This is a genomic window from Comamonas fluminis, assembly GCF_019186805.1.
Classification (GTDB): domain Bacteria; phylum Pseudomonadota; class Gammaproteobacteria; order Burkholderiales; family Burkholderiaceae_C; genus Comamonas; species Comamonas fluminis.
On the sequence record NZ_CP066783.1, the window covers coordinates 4,502,852 to 4,523,844 of the forward strand.

Here is a 20,993-nt window from a genome sequence, read left to right on the forward strand (position 1 = left end):
AACCTGCAGCTCGCAGGTTTACGCGGGCTTTGCAGCCGCTGCGCGCGGCAGGATCAGGTTGAGCACCATGGCGGCCATGGCGCCCAGCGTGACGGACGAGCCCAGCAGGTACTGCAGCATGTCGGGCAGCGACTTCACCCAGGCCTGCGGGGCCAGCGTTGCAAAGAACGAGAAGATGATGGGTACACCCACCACCAGCATGGCGCGCTCGTCCAGGTGCACATGGCGCAGGATGCGGATGCCTGCCATGGCAATGGTGATGCACACCACGGCAAACATGCCCCCAATCACCGGCGCGGGGATGGCCGCAATCGCTGCCGAGAACTTGCCGAAAAAGCCCAGCACCGCCAGCACCAGACCGGCCGCCACAAACACCATACGGCTGGCTACGCCGGTGATGGAGATCACACCGGCATTGGTCGAATAGCCGGTGACCGGCGTGCCGCCCACCAGCGCTGCCACGCCGCAGCTCAGGCCTTCGCCAATCGCGCCGCGGTCCAGCTGCTTGTTGGTGATGGGCTGGTCGATCACCGCCGATACCGCCAGCCAGGTGCCTGTGGTTTCGGCAATCACCACCAGGTAGATCACCACAAAAGTCAGGATGGCGGGCAGCGAGAAGTGCAGCGCGTAGTCCACACCCACCAGCTTGGGCAGCGTGAACCAGGGCGCGGCGGCAATGCTCTCCCACGAGAACAGGCCCATGGCCCAGGCCACCAGCGTGCCACCAATCAGCGCAATCACCACCGAGGACACGCGCATCCACACCCCCAGGCGGTTGTTGTAGCGCAGGCCCAGCATCATGGCCACGATCAGCAGCACGGCAGACGTTGCAGCCAGCACCAGCGACTGGTTGAGCGTGGTGTCGCCATGCACGGTGAACACATTGGCCGTCAGCGCAATCGGCAGCAGCGACAGGCCCACCACCAGGATGATGGTGCCCCCCACAATCGGCGGCACCAGCCAGCGCACCAGTCGGTGGAACCAGCCCGTCATGCCCAGCAGCATGACCATCAGCGCACCAGGAATCAGTGCGCCAAACACCGTGCCCAGCCCCGCGTAACCGCCGCCCGCCGCAAATGCGATGGTCAGAATGGCGCCCAGCGGGATATACGACGGCCCCTGCGCCACCGGCATGCGCATGCACCAGACCGTCTGAATGATGGTGCCAATACCCGCCGCCAGAAAGGTGGACTGGATCAGCGAGGCCGAATCAGACGCCGACAGCGCCAGCGCCGAGGCGATGATGAAGGGCACGACATACACATCCATGGCCATCACATGCTGCAGACCCAGCAGCAGAGCTTTGGACCAGGTGACGCGGTCGTCCGGGCGGGCAATCAGCTGCCCTTCGTAAGCGGTTTGGGGTTCGTTCATGGCAGAAAGTGAAAGTCCACAACACAGCAGCAGCGCCTATTTTCAGGGGCACTGCGCTATCAATAAATGGGGTATGTCTGTGGGCGCCGCATAGGGTGCCCACATCACAGGGGCTTTAGCCCCGGGCGTGCACCCGCTGGCCCTGCACCCACACCTGCGCCACATTGGCGCGGGTGGCGTTGTGCATGATTTTTTGCAGCACGTCGGCATCGCTGTCTTCGCCATCCCACAGCCAGATATTGCTGTCAGGAGCGCTGCAGTCCACGGCGATGGCATCCATGGCGTAGCCGGGCTCGATGCGGCCAATGGGCAAGTCCAGCGCATGGCCGCCAGCGGCCGTGGCCAGCCACAGCGCAAACACATGGTCGATCTTCGCCGGGCGGCCTTGTGCAGCGCGGCCGCGCGCGGTGCTGGGCTGGTCAGGGTCGGTGCCTTCGTGCAGCGCCAGTGCGGCCGTCATGGCGTGGCGGCAGGCGTCGAACATGCTGGGACTGTAGCCGCCCGAAATATCGGTGGCCAGGCCCATGCCCAGCGCTTGTTGATTGCCTGTGCGCGCCGGGAACACGCTGTTGGCAAAGTAGAAGTTGGACAGCGGGCAGTGCGCCACCGATGCACCGGTGCGCGCCATCAGTGCCACGTCGTCGGGCGTCAAAAAATTGGCGTGTGCCACCACGGTGCGGCGCGTCAGCAGGCCAAAGCCGTGCAGCGCATGGGCATCGGTGGTGCCGGTGCGCTCCAGCACATGGCCGTGCGCCCAGTCGCTTTCGGAGCAATGCGTTTGCACATGGGCGCCCGTGCGCTGGGCCAGGTCGCCCAGGCCTTGCAGTAATTCGTCCGTGCACGACGGGATAAAGCGCGGCGTGATGACGGGCAGCACGCGCTGGTCGGCGTTGTCCGGGTGGCTGCGCAGCCAGTCCATAAAGGCTTCGGTATCGGCCACGGCCTGGGCTGCGCTGGCGTCCTTGTAATACGGCGGGCACTGCGTGGGCTCGTCCATGGCCACCTTGCCCACCAGGGCGCGCTGGCCATGGGCCAGGCAGCGTTCGGCCAGCACCTGGTTGCCGGCGTTGTCCACGCTGCCAAAGTACATGGCGGTGGTGGTGCCGTTGGCCAGCAGCGTGGGCACGACCACGTCGTACACGCGCTGGGCGAACGCGGGGTCGCTGTAGCGCGCCTCCAGCGGGAAGGTGTTGTCCTGCAGCCAGACTTCTAGCGGCACATCCAGCGCCTTACCGTTTTGCGGCCACTGCGGGGCGTGCACATGCAGGTCCACCATACCGGGCAGCAGGTAGCTGCCGGCGGGCAGGCTGCGCAGCGTGCCGGCGGCGGCATGGGCCTCTTTCTGCTCTGCCCAGCGGGGATCGCTTTGCTGCAGCACGGCCTCAATCACGCCCTGCGCATTCACGCAGATCAGCACATCGGCCTGCACGCGCAACCGATCGGGCGTGGGCGCATCAAAGGCCGTGCATTGCAGCGCCCAGGCGCCGGAAGGGGTGTGAGTAGAGGACAGGTTCATTGCGCAAACTGCGGGCAGCAGAGCCCGCTTTCAGCCATGCGCCCCGGCTTGGCAAGGCGCGCAGAAAACAATGCGCCAACCCGGTCAGCAAAGTGATTGCTCATACCCGTGCTGGCGCCACAGGCTGCACTTTAGCCATTGAGCGAGCGCTCTGCAGACGCGCACAGGTTTGCCCACAAATGCCGATTGGGCACCTACCCCGCTATCGAATTTGATAGCTCTTTCCGCAATCACCCAGTCATTTCCGTCATGAATTGGCCTGAAATGACTGCAGATACTGCGGTGGCAGCTCTTGTTTTAAGAGCTACCTTCTCCATCACTCAGGCCTTGACCGCCCGGCGTGCACGCACCGCTTGCGCCAGTTGCTGCAGCACGGGAATGGTCTGCTCCATGCTGATGCAGGCATCGGTCAGCGACACGCCGTATTGCAGCTCCTGGCCTTCCACGATGTCCTGGCGACCTTCGTGAATATGACTTTCGATCATCACGCCGGTGATGCGTGCGTCACCGCCTGCCACTTGCTGGGCCACATCGGCGGCCACGTCGATCTGGCGGCGGTGCTGCTTGCTGCTGTTGGCGTGCGAGAGGTCAATCATCACCTGCTCACGCAGACCTGCCTTGGCCAGCAATTCGCAAGCCGCCTGCACATCTGCCGCGCTGTAATTGGGCTGCTTGCCGCCGCGCAGAATCACATGGCAATCCTGATTGCCACGTGTCTCAAAAATCGCGCTCTGGCCCATCTTGGTCATGCCCATGAAGGCGTGCGAAGACTGTGCAGCCAGAATGGCGTCGCTGGCCACCTTCACGCCACCGTCGGTGCCGTTCTTAAAGCCCACAGGGCAGCTCAGGCCGCTGGCCAGCTGGCGGTGGCTCTGGCTTTCGGTCGTACGCGCACCGATAGCGCCCCAGCTGACCAGATCGCTGATGAACTGCGGCGACAGCAGATCGAGAAATTCCGTACCCACAGGCAGGCCCAGCGCCAGCACATCCAGCAGCAGGCGGCGCGCCAGCTCCAGTCCTTCGTTGATGGCAAAGCTGCCGTCGCGGTAGGGGTCGTTGATATAGCCCTTCCAGCCCACGGTGGTGCGCGGCTTTTCAAAGTACACGCGCATCACGATCAGCAGATCATCCTTGAGCGCATCGGCCTGCACTTTCAGCTGCCGTGCGTAATCCATGGCCTGCTCGTGATCGTGAATCGAGCAAGGGCCGACCACCACCACCAGTCGGTCATCCTGACCGTGCAGCACGCGCGAAATGGCTGCGCGGCTGGATTCCACCAGTTGATGGGCCTCATCGGTCACGGGCAGCGACTCTTCCAGCAGAGCCGGGGTCAGCAGCGGACGCACGATCTTGATGCGCGTGTCATCAATGCGGGTTTTGTCCAGCGTAGTCAGACGAGGTGCGGGCTTGCGCGCCGGTGCGGCAGATGTGGGTGTGGAGCTTGCAGTCATGCCCTCTATTGTCGCAGCGCACCGAAGCCTTCACCGTGCACGCTGCTTCAACCGGTGATTCTGCGGCGACTGACAGGCAATACGCCTGCAATCTGACAAGAGCGCCAAGTTCGAGGCCCAACAGTGAGGGCTGGATTCAACCTCGCCCCACAACCATGGACAACAACAACCAGCCTGGCAATCCGCAGCGGCGCGCTTTCTTTCGCCGTTCATTGCCCATCATTCCCGTTGCCGCTGTTGCCGCAGCGGGCGGTGCAGCAGCTACTCTGGCCACCGTCGATAGCAACCATCTGCCCGTAGTGCCCGGCCCTGCCGTCAACACCGCCCTGCGCGATGCGGCCAAGTACCAGCCCACTTACTTCAGCGCCGATGAATACCGCTTTCTGCAAGCGGCCGTCGCACGGCTGATTCCCAAGGACGACCTCGGCCCCGGCGCGCTGGAAGCGGGAGTGCCCGAGTTCATCGACCGCCAGATGAACACCCCTTACGCAGCGGGCAGCAACTGGTATATGCAAGGCCCGTTCAACCCGGCCGCCGTCAAAGAGATGGGCTACCAGCTCAAGCTCAATGTGCGTGAGATTTATCGCCTGGGCATTGCCGCTGCCAACCAGTGGTGCAGCAAAAACCTGGGCAAGGCCTTTGCGGATTTGTCTGCCGAAGAGCAGGACAACGCCCTGGCCGCCATGGAAAAAGGCGTGGACAGCGCCGATGGTTTTGACGCCCTGCCGTCGTCCACCTTCTTCTCCATGCTGTGGGGCAATACCAAGGAAGGTTTTTTCAGCGACCCCATGCACGGCGGCAACAAGGACATGGTGGGCTGGAAGCTCATTGGCTTCCCCGGCGCGCGCGCTGATTTCATGGACTGGATTGAGCGTGACGTGGCCTACCCGCTGCCGCCCGTTTCCATTCGCGGACAAAGGGGTTAAGCCATGGCCAAAACAATGCCTAAAAAAGATGTGGTCGTGATCGGCTTTGGCTGGACGGGCGCCATCATCTCCAAAGAACTGACCGAGGCCGGCCTGAACGTGCTGGCCCTGGAGCGCGGCCCCATGCAGGACACAGACCCGGACGGTGTCTATCCACAAACCATGGACGAGCTGACCTTCAACTCGCGCAAAAAGCTGTTTGTCGATGTGTCCAAAGAGACCGTCACCATCCGCCACACCAGCGCCGACACCGCCCTGCCCAACCGCCAGCTGGGCGCCTTCCTGCCCGGCAACGGCGTGGGCGGTGCAGGCCTGCACTGGTCGGGCGTGCACTTTCGCGTAGACCCGATGGAGCTGCGCATGCGCAGCCACTACGAAGAGCGCTACGGCAAAAAATTCATCCCCGAAGGCATGACGATTCAGGACTTCGGCGTGACCTATGACGAGCTGGAGCCGCACTTCGACTTTGCCGAGAAGGTGTTTGGCACCTCGGGCACGGCCTATACCGTCAAGGGCGAAAAGGTGGGCGCAGGCAAGGGCGGCAACCCCTTTGCGCCCGACCGCTCCAGCGACTTTCCGCTGCCCGCGCAGATGAACTCGGTCTCGGCCATGCTGTACGGCAAGGCGGCAGAAAGCGTGGGCTACCACCCCTACAACATGCCGTCGGCCAACACCTCCGGCCCCTACACCAACCCCTACGGTGCGCAGATGGGGCCGTGCAACTTCTGCGGCTTTTGCAGCGGCTACGCCTGCTATATGTACAGCAAGGCATCGCCCAACGTAAACATCCTGCCCGCGCTGCGGCTGGACCCGCGCTTTGAGCTGCGCACGCTGTGCCAGGTCACGCGCATCAACCTGGCAGCCGATGGCAAAACCGCCACCGGCGTGACCTATATCGACGCATCGGGCAACGAGGTGATTCAGCCCGCCGACATCGTCGCCGTGTGCAGCTTCCAGTTCAACAACGTGCGGCTGATGCTGCTGTCGGGCATCGGCAAGCCGTATGACCCCGAGAGCAACACCGGCACCGTGGGCAAGAACTTTGCCTTCCAGAACATGGCCACCATCAAGGTGTTTTTTGGCAAAGACCAGCACCACACCAACAACTTCATCGGTGCAGGCGGCAACGGCATTGCGGTGGATGACTTCAACGCCGACAACTTTGACCACGGCCCCGCAGGCTTTGTGGGTGGATCGCCGTTCTGGGTCAACCAGGCAGGCGCCAAGCCCATTGCAGGCACACCCACCGCACCCGGCACCCCCAACTGGGGCAGCGGCTGGAAGAAGGGCGTGGCCGAGGCCTACACGCACAACGTGTCCATGGATTCGCACGGCGCCCACCAAAGCTACCGCGCCAACTACCTGAGCCTGGACCCCACCTACAAAGACGCCTATGGCAACCCGCTGCTGCGCATGACGTTTGACTGGCAGCCCAACGACATCAAGATGAACCAGTTCATGCAAGAAAAAATGGGCGCCATTGCCAAGGCCATGGGCGGCAAGGCCATGAGCGTATCGGGCAAGAAAGAAGGTACGCACTTTGACACCAACAGCTACCAGACCACGCACCTGAACGGTGGCGCCATCATGGGCACCGACCCCGGCACCAGCGCCGTCAACCGCTACCTGCAAAGCTGGGATGTGCACAACGTCTTCGTGCTGGGCGCATCGGCCTTCCCGCAAGGCCTGGGCTACAACCCCACCGGCCTGGTGGCAGCCCTCGCCTACTGGTCGGCCCGCGCCATCCGCGATCAATACCTGAAGCAGCCCGGCGCGCTGCTCAAAGCCTGAGGAGGATGGACATGAAGCACACATCCACACTCCGCACAAAAACACTGCAACGCGGCGCTATTGCTACGGTAGTGATAGCTGCCAGCGCGCTGGGGATCAGCGCCTGGGCACAAAAAGAGGCTGCACCTGCTTCTGCAGCATCCGCAAGCACTCCTGCCCCAACATCCGCGCCAGCGGCCAGCAACATCCCCGCCACGCGCGGCCAGGTCGGCCCGCAAGACATGGTGACCGTGGCCCCGCACCTGCCCGAGGCCAAGATAGACGGCGCCAGCGCCAAAGACCCGCTGGTGCGCGGCGAATACCTGGCCCGCATGGGCGACTGCGTGGCCTGCCACACCGCACCCGGCGGCAAGCCTTTTGCAGGCGGCCTGCCATTGGGCTCGCCCATTGGCACCATGTACTCCAGCAACATCACGCCGGACAAGACCGCAGGCATTGGCAGCTACAGCTTTGAAGAGTTTGACCAGGCCGTGCGCCACGGCAAGGACAAGCGCAAAGGCAGCCTCTACCCCGCCATGCCCTACCCGTCGTACGCGCAGGTCAGCACGCAAGACATGCAAGACCTCTACGCCTACTTCATGCAAAAGGTCGAGCCCGTCAGCGCCCAGGTGCCAGACAACGACATCCCCTGGCCGCTGTCCATGCGCTGGCCCGTCTCCATCTGGCGCGGCATGTTCGCCCCCAATGCCGACAAGATCCAGGCCAAGGCCGAAGCCGTAGCCCCCACGGCAGACGCCAAACTGCGCGGCGCCTATCTGGTCGAAGGCCTGGGCCACTGCGGTGCCTGCCACACGCCGCGCTCCTTCACCATGGCCGAAAAAGGCCTGGACAGCAGCGACAGTCGCTTTCTGAGCGGCGGCAACGCCCCCATGGACGGCTGGGTCGCCAAAAGCCTGCGCGGCAACGATGCCGACGGCCTGGCAGCCTGGAGCGAGGCCGACATCGTCGCCCTGCTCAAAACCGGCCGCAACAACCACACCGCAGTGTTTGGCGGCATGGGCGATGTGATCGCGCACAGCACGCAGTACATCAGCGATGGCGATTTGAAAGCGATTGCGGTGTATCTGAAATCGCTGCCCGCGCAGGACAAGCAAAAGAGCCGCTTTACCGCCAGCTCCGACACGGCCAACGCACTGTGGAGGGGCGACACCAAGCAGTACGGATCGGCCTTGTACCTGGACAACTGCGCGGCCTGCCACCGCACGGATGGCAAGGGCTACCAGCAGGTTTTTCCCGCGCTCGCGGGCAATGCAGCGGTGCTTAGCGATGACCCCAACAACCTGATTCGCATCGTGCTGCAAGGCGGCAAGCTGCCCGCCACGACAACGCGCCCGTCCACCTTCACCATGCCCGCATTTGCATGGCGCATGAGCGACCAGCAGGTGGCCGATCTCGTCACCTTTGTGCGCAGCAGCTGGGGCAATCAGGCGGGTGCCGTTTCTGCCACGCAGGTCAAAGACATTCGCAAGTCACTGCCTGCACCACCGCCAGCAACGGCACAAACAGCGCAAGCCAGCAAGCCCTAAGCAGCGCTGCAGCCATCCCCAAAAGACCGCTCAGGCGGTCTTTTTTTACGAAGAGGAAAGCTTCATCAGCACCAGACCGCTGACGATCAGCACCGCCGCGCTCACACGCATGGGCGTCAGCGCCTCGCCCAGCACCGTCACTCCCACCACAAACGCGCCCACGGCGCCTATGCCCGTCCAGATGGTGTAGGCCGTGCCCAGCGGCAGCGTGCGCATCGCCACCGACAGCAGGCCAAAACTGGCAATCATCGCCACGATGGTGATGGCGCTGTATTTGAGGTTGGTAAAACCGTGCGACTGCTTCATGGTGAAAGCCCACACCACTTCCAGAACACCCGCGACCAACAGATAAACCCAAGCCATATAAACCTCCGAAAAAGTTGCATGACCAGGTCGTCCCGGCGATTTGAAAAGACTGCGCGACACACGCAGTGCAAGGTCGTCCCTGCAGTGCAAATCCTATCGTGCAGAGCCAATTCCGTAACACCCTGGGTGGTTGCTGCACAACACCTGTAGCGGCATCAGCAACGAACACCAGACAGTGCTTGCAGACGGACTGACCCGCCATGCCAGCCATCGTCCACATCAACGATGACGCTCTGAGCGACTGCCCGCACAGTGCCATTTGCAGTTGCCCATGCCCCAGCATCTGCACGCACCTGTTTTCGGGGTTGCAGAGAAAAACACAGCATGAAACGACTGCAAGACCGCATTGCACTGATTACCGGCGCAGCCGCCGGCATTGGCAAAGGCGTAGCCCGCCGATTTGCCGCAGAAGGCGCCAGCCTGTGGCTGGCTGATATCAATATCGCAGCAGGTGAGGCTGCGGCCGAAGAAATACGTGCGGAATTTGGCGTGGAAGTCGCCTTCGCACCGGCAGACGTCAGCCAGCATGCCGCTATGCAGGCCATGATCGATGCCGCACAGGCACGCTTTGGTCGCATTGATATTCTGGTCAACAACGCATGGGGGCGCCGCCCCGGAAGTGCGCCCGGCTTTGCCAGGGTAGAGAGCCTGAGTGATGTGGATGCCGACTGGGCCTGGCGCATTGGCACCCAATCGGCGCTGTGGGCCATGCAGGCCGTGTTCCCCGGCATGAAGGAGCGCGGCTGGGGCCGGGTCATCAATATGTGCTCGCTCAACGGCGTCAACGCCCACCCCTATTCGGTGGACTACAACATGGCCAAGGAAGCGCTGCGCACCCTCACCCGCTCTGCCGCGCGCGAGTGGGCGGCCTTTGGCATCTGCTGCAACGCCATCTGCCCCGGTGCAGCCACCGAGGCCTACCAAAAGTTCGCCACAGCACAGCCCGAAAACGCAGCCGACATGCTGCGCCTGAACCCCATGGGCTATATGGGCGACCCCGAGCGAGACATCGGCGGCGCGGCGCTATTTCTGGCCAGCGAGGACTGCCGCTATGTGACGGGCAATACGCTGTTTGTCGATGGCGGCAGCCATATCAATGGTGTGCCGTGGCTGCCCAAGCAGAAATAAACGCTGCAAACAAAAAGCCCTGAGGAAACTCTCAGGGCTTTTTTGATTTGGTACAGCCGTTTATCAATCCACAGCTTTCAACTCTCTCCAGTTGATAAGCCGCACAATCATGGACGCCTTCTTGTTGAAAGCGAGGTCCTGAGCCTTGCCCCCCGCATCGCCAGCCACACCACCCAAAGTTCCATCCTTTTTGACAATTACGTTGTCTGTAGGAGCGCTGCTCATGCCTAGATAGGCGACTGTGTCAGACGGATTGGTCTTGCTGGCAAGAACAGACTCCCCACTGGCGTAATCGACGGCATAAGCCCGCCCCTGCCCAGCAGGACTGCATGCATCGCCGCTGGTTAATGTTGCAGTGAACAAGGCTATGCCATCTGCCGCTGCAGGCGTAATAGTGATTCGCCATGCCACCCCGCTATCTCTAGGCAGATCGTGATACCAACCACGCGATGTTTTCGGGATCGTCACAGAAGTCGTCAATGACGCTACCTGCGTGAGCTCACTGCGTGTTAGAGCGGAAGTTGGAGCCGCAGCAAACGCAGTGTTATTGCCATCGATGACTGCATAAAAGCTCTGGCGCTGAGTCAAGCTGACATCCTGTCCATCCAGCAGCTTGCCGGTACCAAACAGAACCATGCGGTTACGCGTGGAAGGGTGAATTTCAGAAATAGGCGCGGAAGTAATAGGCTGCGCTCCTCCATCTGGAGATGCCGTTTGAAACAGCACTACGGGCGCATCGAAAGAGCCAGTCGTTTTGGTCAAATCAAAACGCCACAGCTTGCCATTCAGGTCGCCAACGTACACCGCGTCAGCAATCCCATCCATGTAGTTCTTGATAAAGGCAGACGCATGGGTCAAACCTGGCGCTGCTTGGCCTGTACCAATGGTTTCCAGCAAATCACCCGTGCGTGGATTTACCAAGAAAAGATAGCCTTGACCATCTGCATTGTTGTAGCCAGAAGTCAGAATCAATGTCCAGCCATATTTGACGGTTTTCACCATCACTGGCACACCAAAGCTGTAGCCTAGATTCTCAAAGCCCGTCGTAGAACTGCTGATTTCCCAGAGCACCTTACCTGCAGCATCGGCCTCTGTACTCATCGCACCAGGGTCTGTGATGTCCATTGCATAAAAGCCCTTTCCACCTTTACCCAAGCCGCCCACGACCATCGTCTTCCATGCAGGGTTGCTAAGGCCGGAAGCGTAAGTCTTGGCAAAATCGATATCAAACACCTGAGGAGTTGCATCCACGTAATAGCGGTGCTCATAGGCAGGATTACCAATTGCCGCCAAACCATTAGTATTCGCATGAGTGGCACTGCTGCCGTCTGGCCCGTAGTAGGTCTGGGCTGGTATATATGCAAAGACTTCCTGACCTGCGGATGTCCCGGAAGTACTGGCATTCAGTGCATGCAACATGCCATCATTTGCACCAAACAGCACCAGGGGCGTGCGCGACGCATATGCAGTCTTGAAAGCTGCATAGCCCTTGTTGTACACCTCCGAGTAGCGCATGCTTGGTGCACTGGAAAGTACCAACTTGGAGTTCACCACGTCTCCCAGCGGAGCGCTTCGTGTCCTATAGGTGTGTGTCCCTGTTGTAGTCCCCACCTCATTGGCCTTGTCACCACGCAGGTAGTTCAGATAGCTCGCGGAATCATCATTGGCTACATAGCTAGTATTCAGTGCTGCCTTCATAGTGGTAGAAAGACTATTCAACCGGAATGGAACTCCGCGAGCACCGCTCGAATGGTCCTTGTTCCAAGTAATCACACGACGGCCTGTATCCCAACCAGATCCGGCAAGTTGCGTTGCCATGGTCGTATCTGAACTCCAGATATCCGTCAATTGAGAGCCATCACTGCCAAACGACAAAGTTGCAGCCTTGATAGAGCCAGACCAGTTTTCACTGCCATAACTGGCGGAATACGAAGTCGTTCCCGCGCTGGTAAAAACGTTAGAGGATGGTGTGACCGCCGTGGTGAATGCATTGACTGATGCTGCAATACTGGTAAAGGCCTGCGTCAAGCCATCCACCATCTGCGCTGCATTACCTGCGAGGAAGTAGTTGCTTGGTCTTTGGCGCTCTTGCTTATTGTTGTTGGGATTAGATGCTGAAAACTTTCCCTTAGCGTACATGGGAACCGTATCACCGGCCGTTGTCCACCACTCACTTTTCCAAGCCTGAGTTCCGTCATATCCTGCCGGAACATTAAAGCCACCATACTTTGCAGCAAGCCAATATGGATTGAGATCCTGAGCATATTGCCCTTCCATCACATCCATCCAGTAGGTGTTCACAGTTTGCTTACCTACCAGATCTGGTCTCATGTCGTTCACGTGATTGCCATAGGCTAATCCCGCAATATACCCAGAGCCATCATTGCCCCATGCCATATTGCGTGTGGCAACATCACCACCTTCCTTATTTTCTACCCATTTCGTCCACTCATCCGATTTATTGAAATCATCCGCATTCACCAATGGTGGCTTGGTTCGCCCAGTTCGCACCAAACTTCCACCACCCGTATTTTTATCGTAGTGTGTATTGCTGTCGCCAATACCTAAAACAAAATTCTTCTGACAAGAGTAAAGAATGGGGTCCGACCAAGTTGCGGGCGCAGGGAAGCTGTCCTTTCTCCCTACATTACTTCCACTGGTATTATTTGTCCATTCAGGAACATTTCCAATATTTTGAAAATAACGCATGACCGCATAATACATCTCACTCACATTATCATTTGACATGTATTTTTCAGATGCATTACCAAACTGATTCAAATAGTTCATAACACCACTATTTGAAACATCACTATCCAAACCTGAGTCAGGATTGGAATTCATCACCCCCGACGACTTACTCCATTCTGCATTAAGATTATCCTCAGGATTGGTAGACATAGGCACCGGTTTTTCAGGACCAATGAAACCCATTTTTGCCCGTAAAACACCACCCTGCCTATTCGTCCCACCTTCATAAAGATAACCAAAAGCACTGTATCGAATTTTGTTGGAAAACTTCTGCATCAAGCCTTCAGGCTTGTAGTTACTCCCATACTTGACACAATTTTCTTCCAATCCACCAGCTGCACTTGAACTGTCACAAACCTTCACTCTAATTCTGACAGAATAGTTTTCATCTTTACTAGTGCTTCCATTTCCATAATGCTGCAAATTAGAGGGGCTATCATTCTGATATCCACTCGAGTCTTTGGTGGTAAATTGCATTACCACACCTTTCCCCCATATGCGGGAGCTAAAATTGCTCCCCGAAAAAGGGGTTACTTTAGGAACATCTGATGCTGAAAGTTTATTGTTTGCAGAACCCTTTGTTCCACGATACGGATAGTTAGACCCTGCATCTCCTTGAGCAGATCCATACGCCTTCTGAAGAATCGTTAGACTTTCCGTATCAGTGGCACGGTAGCCCCCAGTCAAGGCCCAACGGAATGGGTCAATGGTGGGCATTGCCACCCAGTTCATGAAATTTCCACTCCACTTACCCGAGCAGGTGTGATTGCTGGCTTTACCTGCGGGCTGAAAATAACTGTTATCAGGGTTTTTTTTATCGTATGAATAGTCGTAGCATTTTTCCGGGTCAAAATACCCCAGATATTTTGTGCTGTGAACGTAGTCACCCAAGTTAGCAACGCTAATAGCTGTCGGATATTCCACCGATAATGCCAGTGCCAAGTTACCTGGGACACTGGTATTGGAAAAAATAGGAGCATCCGACAAATTGACGGCCAAGGCTGGCTGCAGAAAAGAGGCAGCAAAAGCGACGACTCCCAAGGCCTGGGCAAATTGATATTTCTTGATCACGGAAACCTCATCAATTCGGCTTAGTAAAGGTGTTCTGCAGATAGGCTTCTGAACCGCGCGGCCCTTGTATGCGCACAGAGACACGGTAGACCGGCGCAAAGCCTGGCCGGATGCCGGAGCCAGCCCCCTGGCTGCTGCCGCCCAGAATGGGATTGGGGTCCGGTTCATGAATGCAATGCTCACGCCCCAGTGCGCCAGACTCTCCAGCCTGATCACACAGACGTTCAATCACATATCTGATGACGGTGTTGCTGGCATCGTCCTTGATGTCGTTGCTGCTCACTCCAACTTCATCAAATTTGGTATCACTGATCAGAGCCAGCGGAACGCCCTGCTTATTGGTATTCAAGGCCACGGCGCTGTAGTTGCTGCTCTTGCTGGAATTGGCCAGATTTGCCTCGGTGGACAGCGCCCCTCCTGATCGCAGCAGAGAAAATATCTTGACATTGGCCACGTCGGCACGCGCCAGAATGTCCTGCTGAAATGCGGCATTGCCACTGGTAAACAGGCTGGAGCCGCTTGACTGCATGACCGAGACTGCGGCGACCAACAAGATGATGAGAGCAATCAACGCAAACAATAGCGAAAAGCCGCTCTGGCGACGACGCAAATAATGGCGGCTGCGGGCTTTGGCTTGCAACACGCTCAAGTTGGCATGGGTCATGAGTCAATCTGCAAATTGTTGCGCACAGGAATGACAATTTCCATCACGCGATATCGCTGGGAGCGTTGTGTAGAGCTCAGGCTTACCTCCCGCTTCAGGCTGTCGCCAAGGCTTGCAAAGGCTTGCAGAGTGGCGGGGCTGACATTGGCTTGATTGACGCCCTGCGAGCGCGCAATAACTGCCAGACGCACAGCCAATATCTGCCGTATCTTGAGAGACGAAGCCATGACCTCTGTCGCGGTCCAGCCAGACGCCGAGGGGCTGACCCAGGAATCGACTTTCCCATCCTCATCGGTATCCACACCGTAAACCGCCATCAAGTGAGAGACACCCTCTGTGATTGCTTGGGGAGTCTTGCCCTTGAGGTTCAGCAAGTCATACTGAAACAGCACATCGCCCTCCCCGACGCCCAGCAGCCGCATGGCTGGATAGGCGGCCGCTGTTCCCCCCAGAGGGGCAATGAATGCAGGGGAAGTAGCGGCGATGGTCTCCAGGGACTCGGCTCCATCCCGCGAAGCCAAGTAATAGTTGCCGCCCAATGTCACAGAGTTCGGAGTACCAGAACCCTCCGATGCACCGCCACTTGAAGCGCGGCGCGATAACTGGGCGCTGTGAGGTGTGATAAATCGCCTCAGTCTCGGTTTCAATGGGTGCAATGAAATTACAGAATCAGCGCCTCAGACAAAAAAGCCAGCATCCGCTGGCTTTGCTGTTTCTGAATCGGAGATGGGGCAGGATATCTGCCGTGGGGTAACGCCACGGGTTGCGCCTTGCAGCTGGCCCTTTCAGACCTGCCCCATCGCCGGTGACTATATCAGTCCACCCTAGAACAGGCCTGCGGGCTCGGCTGATCTGTCCCAGCTGTAGATCACCAGCTCCCCACGCTCGACCCGGTTTGCGCCACCGCCTACGGTGTAGTCCAGCTTTAGCGCTTCCATCTCAAAGTCCTTGAAGCACTCCCTGATGGCCGGATGGTCGTTGATACTGATCACCGCCTTGCCCTTGATCGTCCTGAGCTTCTTGGCCATCAGCTCGTACTGCTCCCAGGGGAACGGCACGCCATACCCTTCGGTCTCCCAGTACGGCGGGTCCATATAGAAGAGCGTGTGGGCGCGGTCGTAGCGGTCCATACAGGAAGCCCAGTCGAGCTGCTCTATATATGTACCGCCCGCCATGCGCAGGTGTGCGGCCGACAGGTTCTCTTCGATGCGCAGCAGATTGATGGCCGGGGCCGTGGTCGCGGTACCAAAGGTCTGGCCAGAGACCTTGCCGCCAAAGCTCTGCTGCTGAAGGTAGAAGAACCGAGCCGCCCGCTGGATGTCAGTCAAGGTCTCGGGGCGGGTGTCCTGCAGCCACTTGAAGACCTGGCGGCTCGTCAGCGCCCATTTGAACTGGCGCACGAACTCCTCCAGGTGGTGCGTCACCACTCTATATAGATTGACCAGGTCGCCATTAACGTCGTTCAGCACCTCGACCGCGGCTGGATGGCGGGAAAAATAGACGGCCGCTCCACCGGCAAAGACCTCCACGTAGCAGCTATGGTCAGGAAAGCGCTTGAGCAGCATGTCGACAAGGCGGCGCTTGCCGCCGATCCAAGGAATAATGGGATTTGTCATTTATCTCAGCTACTGGCCCGCTTGGGGCTCTTTCGGGGCGCTCTGGGCGCTCAGCTGATTGAAGGCCCCGCAGCGGGGGCACTTGATGGCCAGGCGGATGTATTCGCCCTCGGCCAGTTTCTTGCGGCAGTTGCCGCATCTAATTTCAGTCATTGCAAGCCAGTTTCAACTGTTGAAAGACGATAGACTTGCCGGGCTCTCGAGAGCGGCGGGTCTTCGCCTGACTTGCAGGTCTACTCTGCGGGTCGGGGGCTTGGCCAGGTGTTACCGCACCCGACCAGGTCGCCCGTCTTTTTTATAGTTTGTTGAGGAATGGTGAGCGGCACAGGGCCGCAGGTAGTGCGGGGACGCCAGCGCCCGGAGAAATAATCAGCACACCCGCCGCACTTTCAGGCATTCCATAGATCTTCCCATTGGGTGCCAGCACCCCCGTATAGAAGGCCGACGCAGGCGTCCAACTACCACCCAGAGCGGAGCGGGTCGCAGTGCCCGCAAGAGGGTCGATGATCAAAATGTTAGAGACAGAAGATGGGATGCAATAAATTTTGCCGTCCGGTCCGAGGGCTCCGCCAGAAAACTTTGACGAATCGCTCAGATTCGCTCCCATGGCGGATCGGGTTGCTGACCCCAATGCAGTGTCAATGATCAGAATCTCACCAGCTCCAGTCGGGACGCCGTAGATTTTCCCATCTGGGCCAAGCACTCCGCTCGCCCACTTGCCCGCACCGTTGAGGCTCGCACCCATGGTTGACCGAGTCGCGGTGCCAGCAGCCGGGTCGATGATCAGAATGTCGCTGGCATTGTCAGGAATTCCATAGATCTTCCCATCGGGCCCAAGAACTCCACCCACCCACTTGGCGGGGCCGCTGAGGTTAGCCCCCATGGCTGACCGGGTGGCAGTGCCAGCAGCCGGATCGATGATCAGGATGTCTGTAGCGTTGGCTGGAATGCAATAGATTTTCCCGTTAGGGCCAAGCACTCCGCCTCGCCACTGCCGGGAGCCCGACCAACTGGCCCCCATCGCTGATCGGGTCGCAGTGCCCGCAACTGGGTCGATGATCAAAATGTCTGTTGCCGTGTCTGGGACACCATAGATTTTCCCGTTCGGGCCAAGTACTCCACCCACCCACTTCACATCGCCGCTGAGGTTAGCCCCCATGGCTGATCGGGTCGCAGTGCCAGCAGCCGGATCGATGATCAGGATGTCGCTGACAGAGGCAGGGATTCCATAGACCTTACCGTCGGGCCCAACGCATGCGGATGCCCACTTGGTGGCATCAGTCATAGATACACCAAAGTTAGAGACGGTTGCAGACGCAGTCACCCCATGGTGCCTGGAGGCGGCATCGCGCAGTAAGAACTCCACTGGCTCCTGCTCATACCAAAGCCCGGTGAATGCGGCTGTCCGTACAGATATCGGCTCGCTGAAGCTCTCTCTTGATGAGGAGACACTGGAAACGATGTAGTGATAGTCCGTGTCTGGGAGCACTGAGTCGTCCAGATACTCCATCACGTTCGCTGGAACTGTTGCCAGTGCCGGAGGCATGTTGCCTACATCCATCGGTGATGTGCTGCGATAAATACGCTGCGATGTCTCTCCATCGCTCACATCTGCCCATTTGAGAAGCACGGAAGTCGTCATGACTACTCCAAGGTGTATGCGCGCAGGCTCTCTGGCGCATTGATAGTGGCGCTTGCTGCGTCAACGACATAGCCCCGCAAATTGCGTGGTGCCGAGTCGTCATTTTTGAAAACGTGCACAACGGGTTGCCAGCTCCGCAGGCCTTCACGCACGCTGTACAGCTCAATTCGAGTGCGCAATGGAAAAGAAATGCCTGACAGGGCCATGGCCGTGTCAGTGATCCCATCTGTCTGACTGACCAGTGTGTCTGTGAGATCGTCGTAAATTGACACGCTATACGTTGTGCCGGCCTCTGGCACAACGCTCGCAGCCGCCGCATCAAGCAACATGTCGGCCTGTGTAATGCGGTTTCGAGACGCCCAGCTCAAAGATGACGCATTGAGTACCAATGCAGGGTAGCGCTCACCGTTGATGCGGAAATCGCCAGGCGGATAAGGCCTCGCAGCCCTGCTCGCAAATGTCAGCGACTGCGTGGGGGCCAGGGATGGGTTTAGCGTGCCGCTACCCGTGCGGGATAGCAGCTTGGCCTCCACAGTGACGCCGTGGGTGTACTCGCGCTGGTCGTCACCGCCCCAGCCGTCATAACACAGCAATGGCGTGCCTGCGACATGCGGTGCGGGAACCGTATCCGCACAGCCCCGGCCTATGGTCAATGTGCCTGCGGCGGTATCCACAGCATCGATGCGTACGATTTCATCACCCAGCAAAGCGGCAGTGCCGAGCACAATCTGCGACAGGTCGACTGAATCGTCCAAGCTGACCTGGGCATCAAGGCGTCCGACTGGCACAGCCAGCTTACCGCCAGGGCACCAAGCGCCTTGCTCTGCCGCTGTGCTGAACTCAGAGGGCACAACTCGGGTCTGCAGCTCAAAGCCATGCATCATCCCCGGTCGTACCGCGTTTGCAGTCAGAAAACCTGCTGAATGGTCGAGCATGGCCAAGTCCGCAGCGCCCATGCTCTGCGCCAGCTCACGGTATGGGGCCTCCATCAGCCCCTGAATCGTTGGCACCCGTGGTGTGACATCAGGCGGCACATAGGCGTTATCTTCGGGCTCGCGTAGTACTGCTGCGGGCAGTCCAAACACATCCTGAAGGGCAGTGATCGTTATGCGGCCGTCAGTGATGGTGCCGAACTCAGACCGCCCAGCGCGCAGCACCATATTTGCAATGCCCCGTGACGGATCTGAGATGCGAAACACATGACCAGGCATGATGTCTTTGCCGCGCCTATCCAGCACAACGGTGAACCGCTTGATAAACCCGCTCTTGGCCTGCAGATCGCGCCGGGCAATGCGGCGGGCCAGTGCCTCAGTTGGAATTCCGGGGTAGCTGACCTCTTCAGTGACTGTGACCCCCTTGGCTGCCATGATGGAGCCCAGGTTTTTCTCGCGCACAGCCCCTTCTTTTTTATTGAGCACGTCCGTGTACTTCACCACGATTTCATTGATGCCGCTGGTCTGAGCGGTCGACTGATCGTCTTCAATGGCCAATAAACCTGTGTCGGGCGTAAAGAGCGGCAAGTCGTCCAGGTCATAGTCACCACGGATCGGCTTCAGTACAAGCTTTGCGGTGCGGCGCGATGTGTAAACCGCCGCCCCTGCGTGGTTGATGACTTCACCTGCAAATTCAGCGACGGAGCCCGATCTGCTCCACTTCATGCACAGGCCCAGCCCCTCAGTGTGAAAAACGTCTGCTGCGGCAATCCACGATGCTTCGTCAATCCGGGTTGCTGCATCCAGGCCACGGCCGATTAGGGGGTCTGTATAGAGGCGGCGCAGTATGTGGGCAGGGTTCATGCCATACACCTGCACTCCGTCTTGCCCCCCAACCTCTACACGTAAGGATTGACTCGGAGACAACTGCAAATCGTTGATTGCAAGAGCTTTGAGGGTCAACGTCGCATTGCCTGCAATTTCGGCAATAAACGACTCTCCGTTATAGAAGGTGCGGTTGTAGTGCTCGGCTACGTTCGTGTGATTGAGATAAAAGACCGTGGGCGGGTTGCTGATTTCAAGCGTGTACTGGTTGTGGCCAGGCAGGGCTGCCGTGGGAGCACCGCCTTTCATCACACTTTGCAGCGGCTGCAGCGCCCCGCCAGCGTAGGGGCGGCATTCCACTGCACCAAACAGCTTCAACTCATAGGAGCGCACCTCTGCAGTGCCCGTCAGGGTTACAGTCTGGATTGAGTCATGGGTAACGCATTCTCCTGGCATGCCACCTGGAGCCAAGCAGGGAAGATTCCAGCCTGAGCCTGCGAACACGGTGGCGACCTCATTTCCCGAGGCCATCAGCATCTCGCACTTCTCTGGGTACCAGCTCTGATCCTTGTGCCACCCTGCCTTGGTCTTTTGCACCAGGTACGACCATTCCTTGGGGTACGGTGACATGGCACACACAAGACCGTCAAAAAACGTTGTGGTAACGCCTCTGAACGCGCTGACAAGTCCACCCAGCATGGCCGCAAGAGAGTCATTACGGGTCTGGTCTGGGGCACCCATCATGATCTGCAAAGTGCCGTCGATGCCGCCTTCCTGCTCCTCACCGCCGAACAGATTGGGTTGGTTGATGTTGATGCTCGTGTTGCCAGTGGCCTTGCCCGTCCATGCTGTTTTGTCACCCACACGGATCTGGCGAATGGCATCAACGGGGCCACGGCAAAGGCCCATGAACAGGCCCATGTAGTACTTGTAGCCGATGGTCGTTTTTTTCTTCTTACCGCCCATTCACACGCTCCTGGTCTTTGGCATGCTCGACAAGCGCAAGTGCCAAGGGGTCTCCGGTTGCCTCGAAGCGGCTTGCTTCAAGACCCTCTCTCACAAACTCAGCCCAGCTCAGGCCGTTAGCAGCAAACCATTGGCGTGATCCGGCAGCGCAATAGCCCACGCGACCAGAGAAGGGAACGCTGTAAAGGTGCTTTGGCCAGATACGCAGCTCGGCTTTGTCCATGTCTGCCATCACTTTCTGATGGGCGATGTGCGGAAGTTGCCCGCGCCCAGCACCATCCAGTTGTCCACCCAGCAGGTACCGAACACCTCCACCTGGGGGGTTCCTTCGGCCCCTTGGGGGAAATTGAAATCTTCCAGCGTGGAGGCCTTGGGCGTAGCTGTTTTCGGCCGCGCTGCATAGGAGATGACGACCGAGACAATCAGGATGGCAATCTGCACCCACATA

The 20,993-nt window shown here is 58.8% G+C and carries 17 protein-coding genes; 4 read left to right on the forward strand and 13 right to left on the reverse strand.

The features are described 5' to 3' along the window. Window positions 1-18 precede the first annotated feature (18 nt). From JDW18_RS20830 to JDW18_RS20840, 3 genes are all read right to left on the reverse strand, one after another. Window positions 19-1,374 carry a uracil-xanthine permease family protein gene (locus JDW18_RS20830; protein ID WP_218241502.1) on the reverse strand — a complete coding sequence of 452 codons (1,356 nt, stop codon included), beginning with the start codon at window positions 1,372-1,374 and terminating at the stop codon, window positions 19-21. A gap of 115 nt (window positions 1,375-1,489) precedes the next feature. Continuing rightward, complete coding sequence (guaD, locus tag JDW18_RS20835; RefSeq protein ID WP_218241503.1) at window positions 1,490-2,890, reverse strand: guanine deaminase; 1,401 nt, start codon at window positions 2,888-2,890, stop codon at window positions 1,490-1,492. Between the two features lie 320 nt (window positions 2,891-3,210). Further along, window positions 3,211-4,341 (reverse strand): 3-deoxy-7-phosphoheptulonate synthase, encoded by a 1,131-nt coding sequence (locus JDW18_RS20840; protein ID WP_246610145.1) that lies wholly within the window; start codon window positions 4,339-4,341, stop codon window positions 3,211-3,213. Between the two features lie 155 nt (window positions 4,342-4,496). Here JDW18_RS20840 and JDW18_RS20845 point away from each other — a divergent pair, with 155 nt between their 5' ends. Genes JDW18_RS20845 through JDW18_RS20855 form a run of 3 tightly spaced genes read left to right on the forward strand, consistent with a single transcriptional unit; the run spans window position 4,497 to window position 8,584 of the window. Continuing rightward, window positions 4,497-5,267: a gluconate 2-dehydrogenase subunit 3 family protein gene (locus tag JDW18_RS20845; protein ID WP_218241504.1), complete on the forward strand. Its 771-nt coding sequence runs from the start codon at window positions 4,497-4,499 to the stop codon at window positions 5,265-5,267. A 3-nt stretch (window positions 5,268-5,270) separates the two neighbouring features. After that, window positions 5,271-7,058, forward strand: a complete 1,788-nt coding sequence (locus tag JDW18_RS20850; RefSeq protein WP_246610147.1) for a GMC family oxidoreductase — start codon at window positions 5,271-5,273, stop codon at window positions 7,056-7,058. A gap of 11 nt (window positions 7,059-7,069) precedes the next feature. Next, entirely contained in the window at window positions 7,070-8,584 is a 1,515-nt protein-coding gene (locus JDW18_RS20855; RefSeq protein ID WP_246610150.1) for a c-type cytochrome, read from the forward strand. Window positions 8,585-8,629: 45 nt separating this feature from the next. Here JDW18_RS20855 and JDW18_RS20860 read toward each other — a convergent pair whose 3' ends face one another. Beyond that, window positions 8,630-8,947 (reverse strand): DMT family transporter, encoded by a 318-nt coding sequence (locus JDW18_RS20860; protein WP_218241505.1) that lies wholly within the window; start codon window positions 8,945-8,947, stop codon window positions 8,630-8,632. A gap of 327 nt (window positions 8,948-9,274) precedes the next feature. On the opposite strand from JDW18_RS20860, the gene JDW18_RS20865 reads away from it, so the two are divergent. Further along, complete coding sequence (locus tag JDW18_RS20865) at window positions 9,275-10,078, forward strand: SDR family NAD(P)-dependent oxidoreductase (protein WP_218241506.1); 804 nt, start codon at window positions 9,275-9,277, stop codon at window positions 10,076-10,078. A 63-nt stretch (window positions 10,079-10,141) separates the two neighbouring features. Here the strand turns inward: JDW18_RS20865 and JDW18_RS20870 are convergent, their stop codons facing one another. The 9 genes from JDW18_RS20870 to JDW18_RS20910 all read right to left on the reverse strand — a co-directional run bounded on the left by JDW18_RS20870 (window position 10,142) and on the right by JDW18_RS20910 (window position 20,992). Next, entirely contained in the window at window positions 10,142-13,900 is a 3,759-nt protein-coding gene (locus tag JDW18_RS20870; protein ID WP_218241507.1) for a pilus assembly protein, read from the reverse strand. A gap of 10 nt (window positions 13,901-13,910) precedes the next feature. Continuing rightward, on the reverse strand, window positions 13,911-14,564 hold the full coding sequence (locus JDW18_RS20875; RefSeq protein ID WP_218241508.1) for a pilus assembly PilX family protein: 654 nt from the start codon (window positions 14,562-14,564) through the stop codon (window positions 13,911-13,913). After that, window positions 14,561-15,085: a PilW family protein gene (locus tag JDW18_RS20880; RefSeq protein WP_218241509.1), complete on the reverse strand. Its 525-nt coding sequence runs from the start codon at window positions 15,083-15,085 to the stop codon at window positions 14,561-14,563. The genes JDW18_RS20875 and JDW18_RS20880 overlap by 4 nt, the downstream gene beginning before the upstream one ends. A 303-nt stretch (window positions 15,086-15,388) precedes the next feature. Beyond that, complete coding sequence (locus JDW18_RS20885; protein ID WP_218241510.1) at window positions 15,389-16,180, reverse strand: DNA adenine methylase; 792 nt, start codon at window positions 16,178-16,180, stop codon at window positions 15,389-15,391. A 9-nt stretch (window positions 16,181-16,189) separates the two neighbouring features. Further along, entirely contained in the window at window positions 16,190-16,333 is a 144-nt protein-coding gene (locus tag JDW18_RS20890) for a Com family DNA-binding transcriptional regulator (protein ID WP_218241511.1), read from the reverse strand. Between the two features lie 142 nt (window positions 16,334-16,475). Continuing rightward, window positions 16,476-17,822, reverse strand: a complete 1,347-nt coding sequence (locus JDW18_RS20895) for an NHL repeat-containing protein (RefSeq protein ID WP_218241512.1) — start codon at window positions 17,820-17,822, stop codon at window positions 16,476-16,478. Window positions 17,823-17,824: 2 nt separating this feature from the next. After that, window positions 17,825-20,545: a phage tail protein gene (locus tag JDW18_RS20900; protein WP_218241513.1), complete on the reverse strand. Its 2,721-nt coding sequence runs from the start codon at window positions 20,543-20,545 to the stop codon at window positions 17,825-17,827. After that, on the reverse strand, window positions 20,535-20,777 hold the full coding sequence (locus tag JDW18_RS20905) for a hypothetical protein (protein WP_246610152.1): 243 nt from the start codon (window positions 20,775-20,777) through the stop codon (window positions 20,535-20,537). The genes JDW18_RS20900 and JDW18_RS20905 overlap by 11 nt, the downstream gene beginning before the upstream one ends. Then, on the reverse strand, window positions 20,777-20,992 hold the full coding sequence (locus tag JDW18_RS20910) for a hypothetical protein (protein ID WP_218241514.1): 216 nt from the start codon (window positions 20,990-20,992) through the stop codon (window positions 20,777-20,779). The genes JDW18_RS20905 and JDW18_RS20910 overlap by 1 nt, the downstream gene beginning before the upstream one ends. Window position 20,993: the final 1 nt, after the last annotated feature.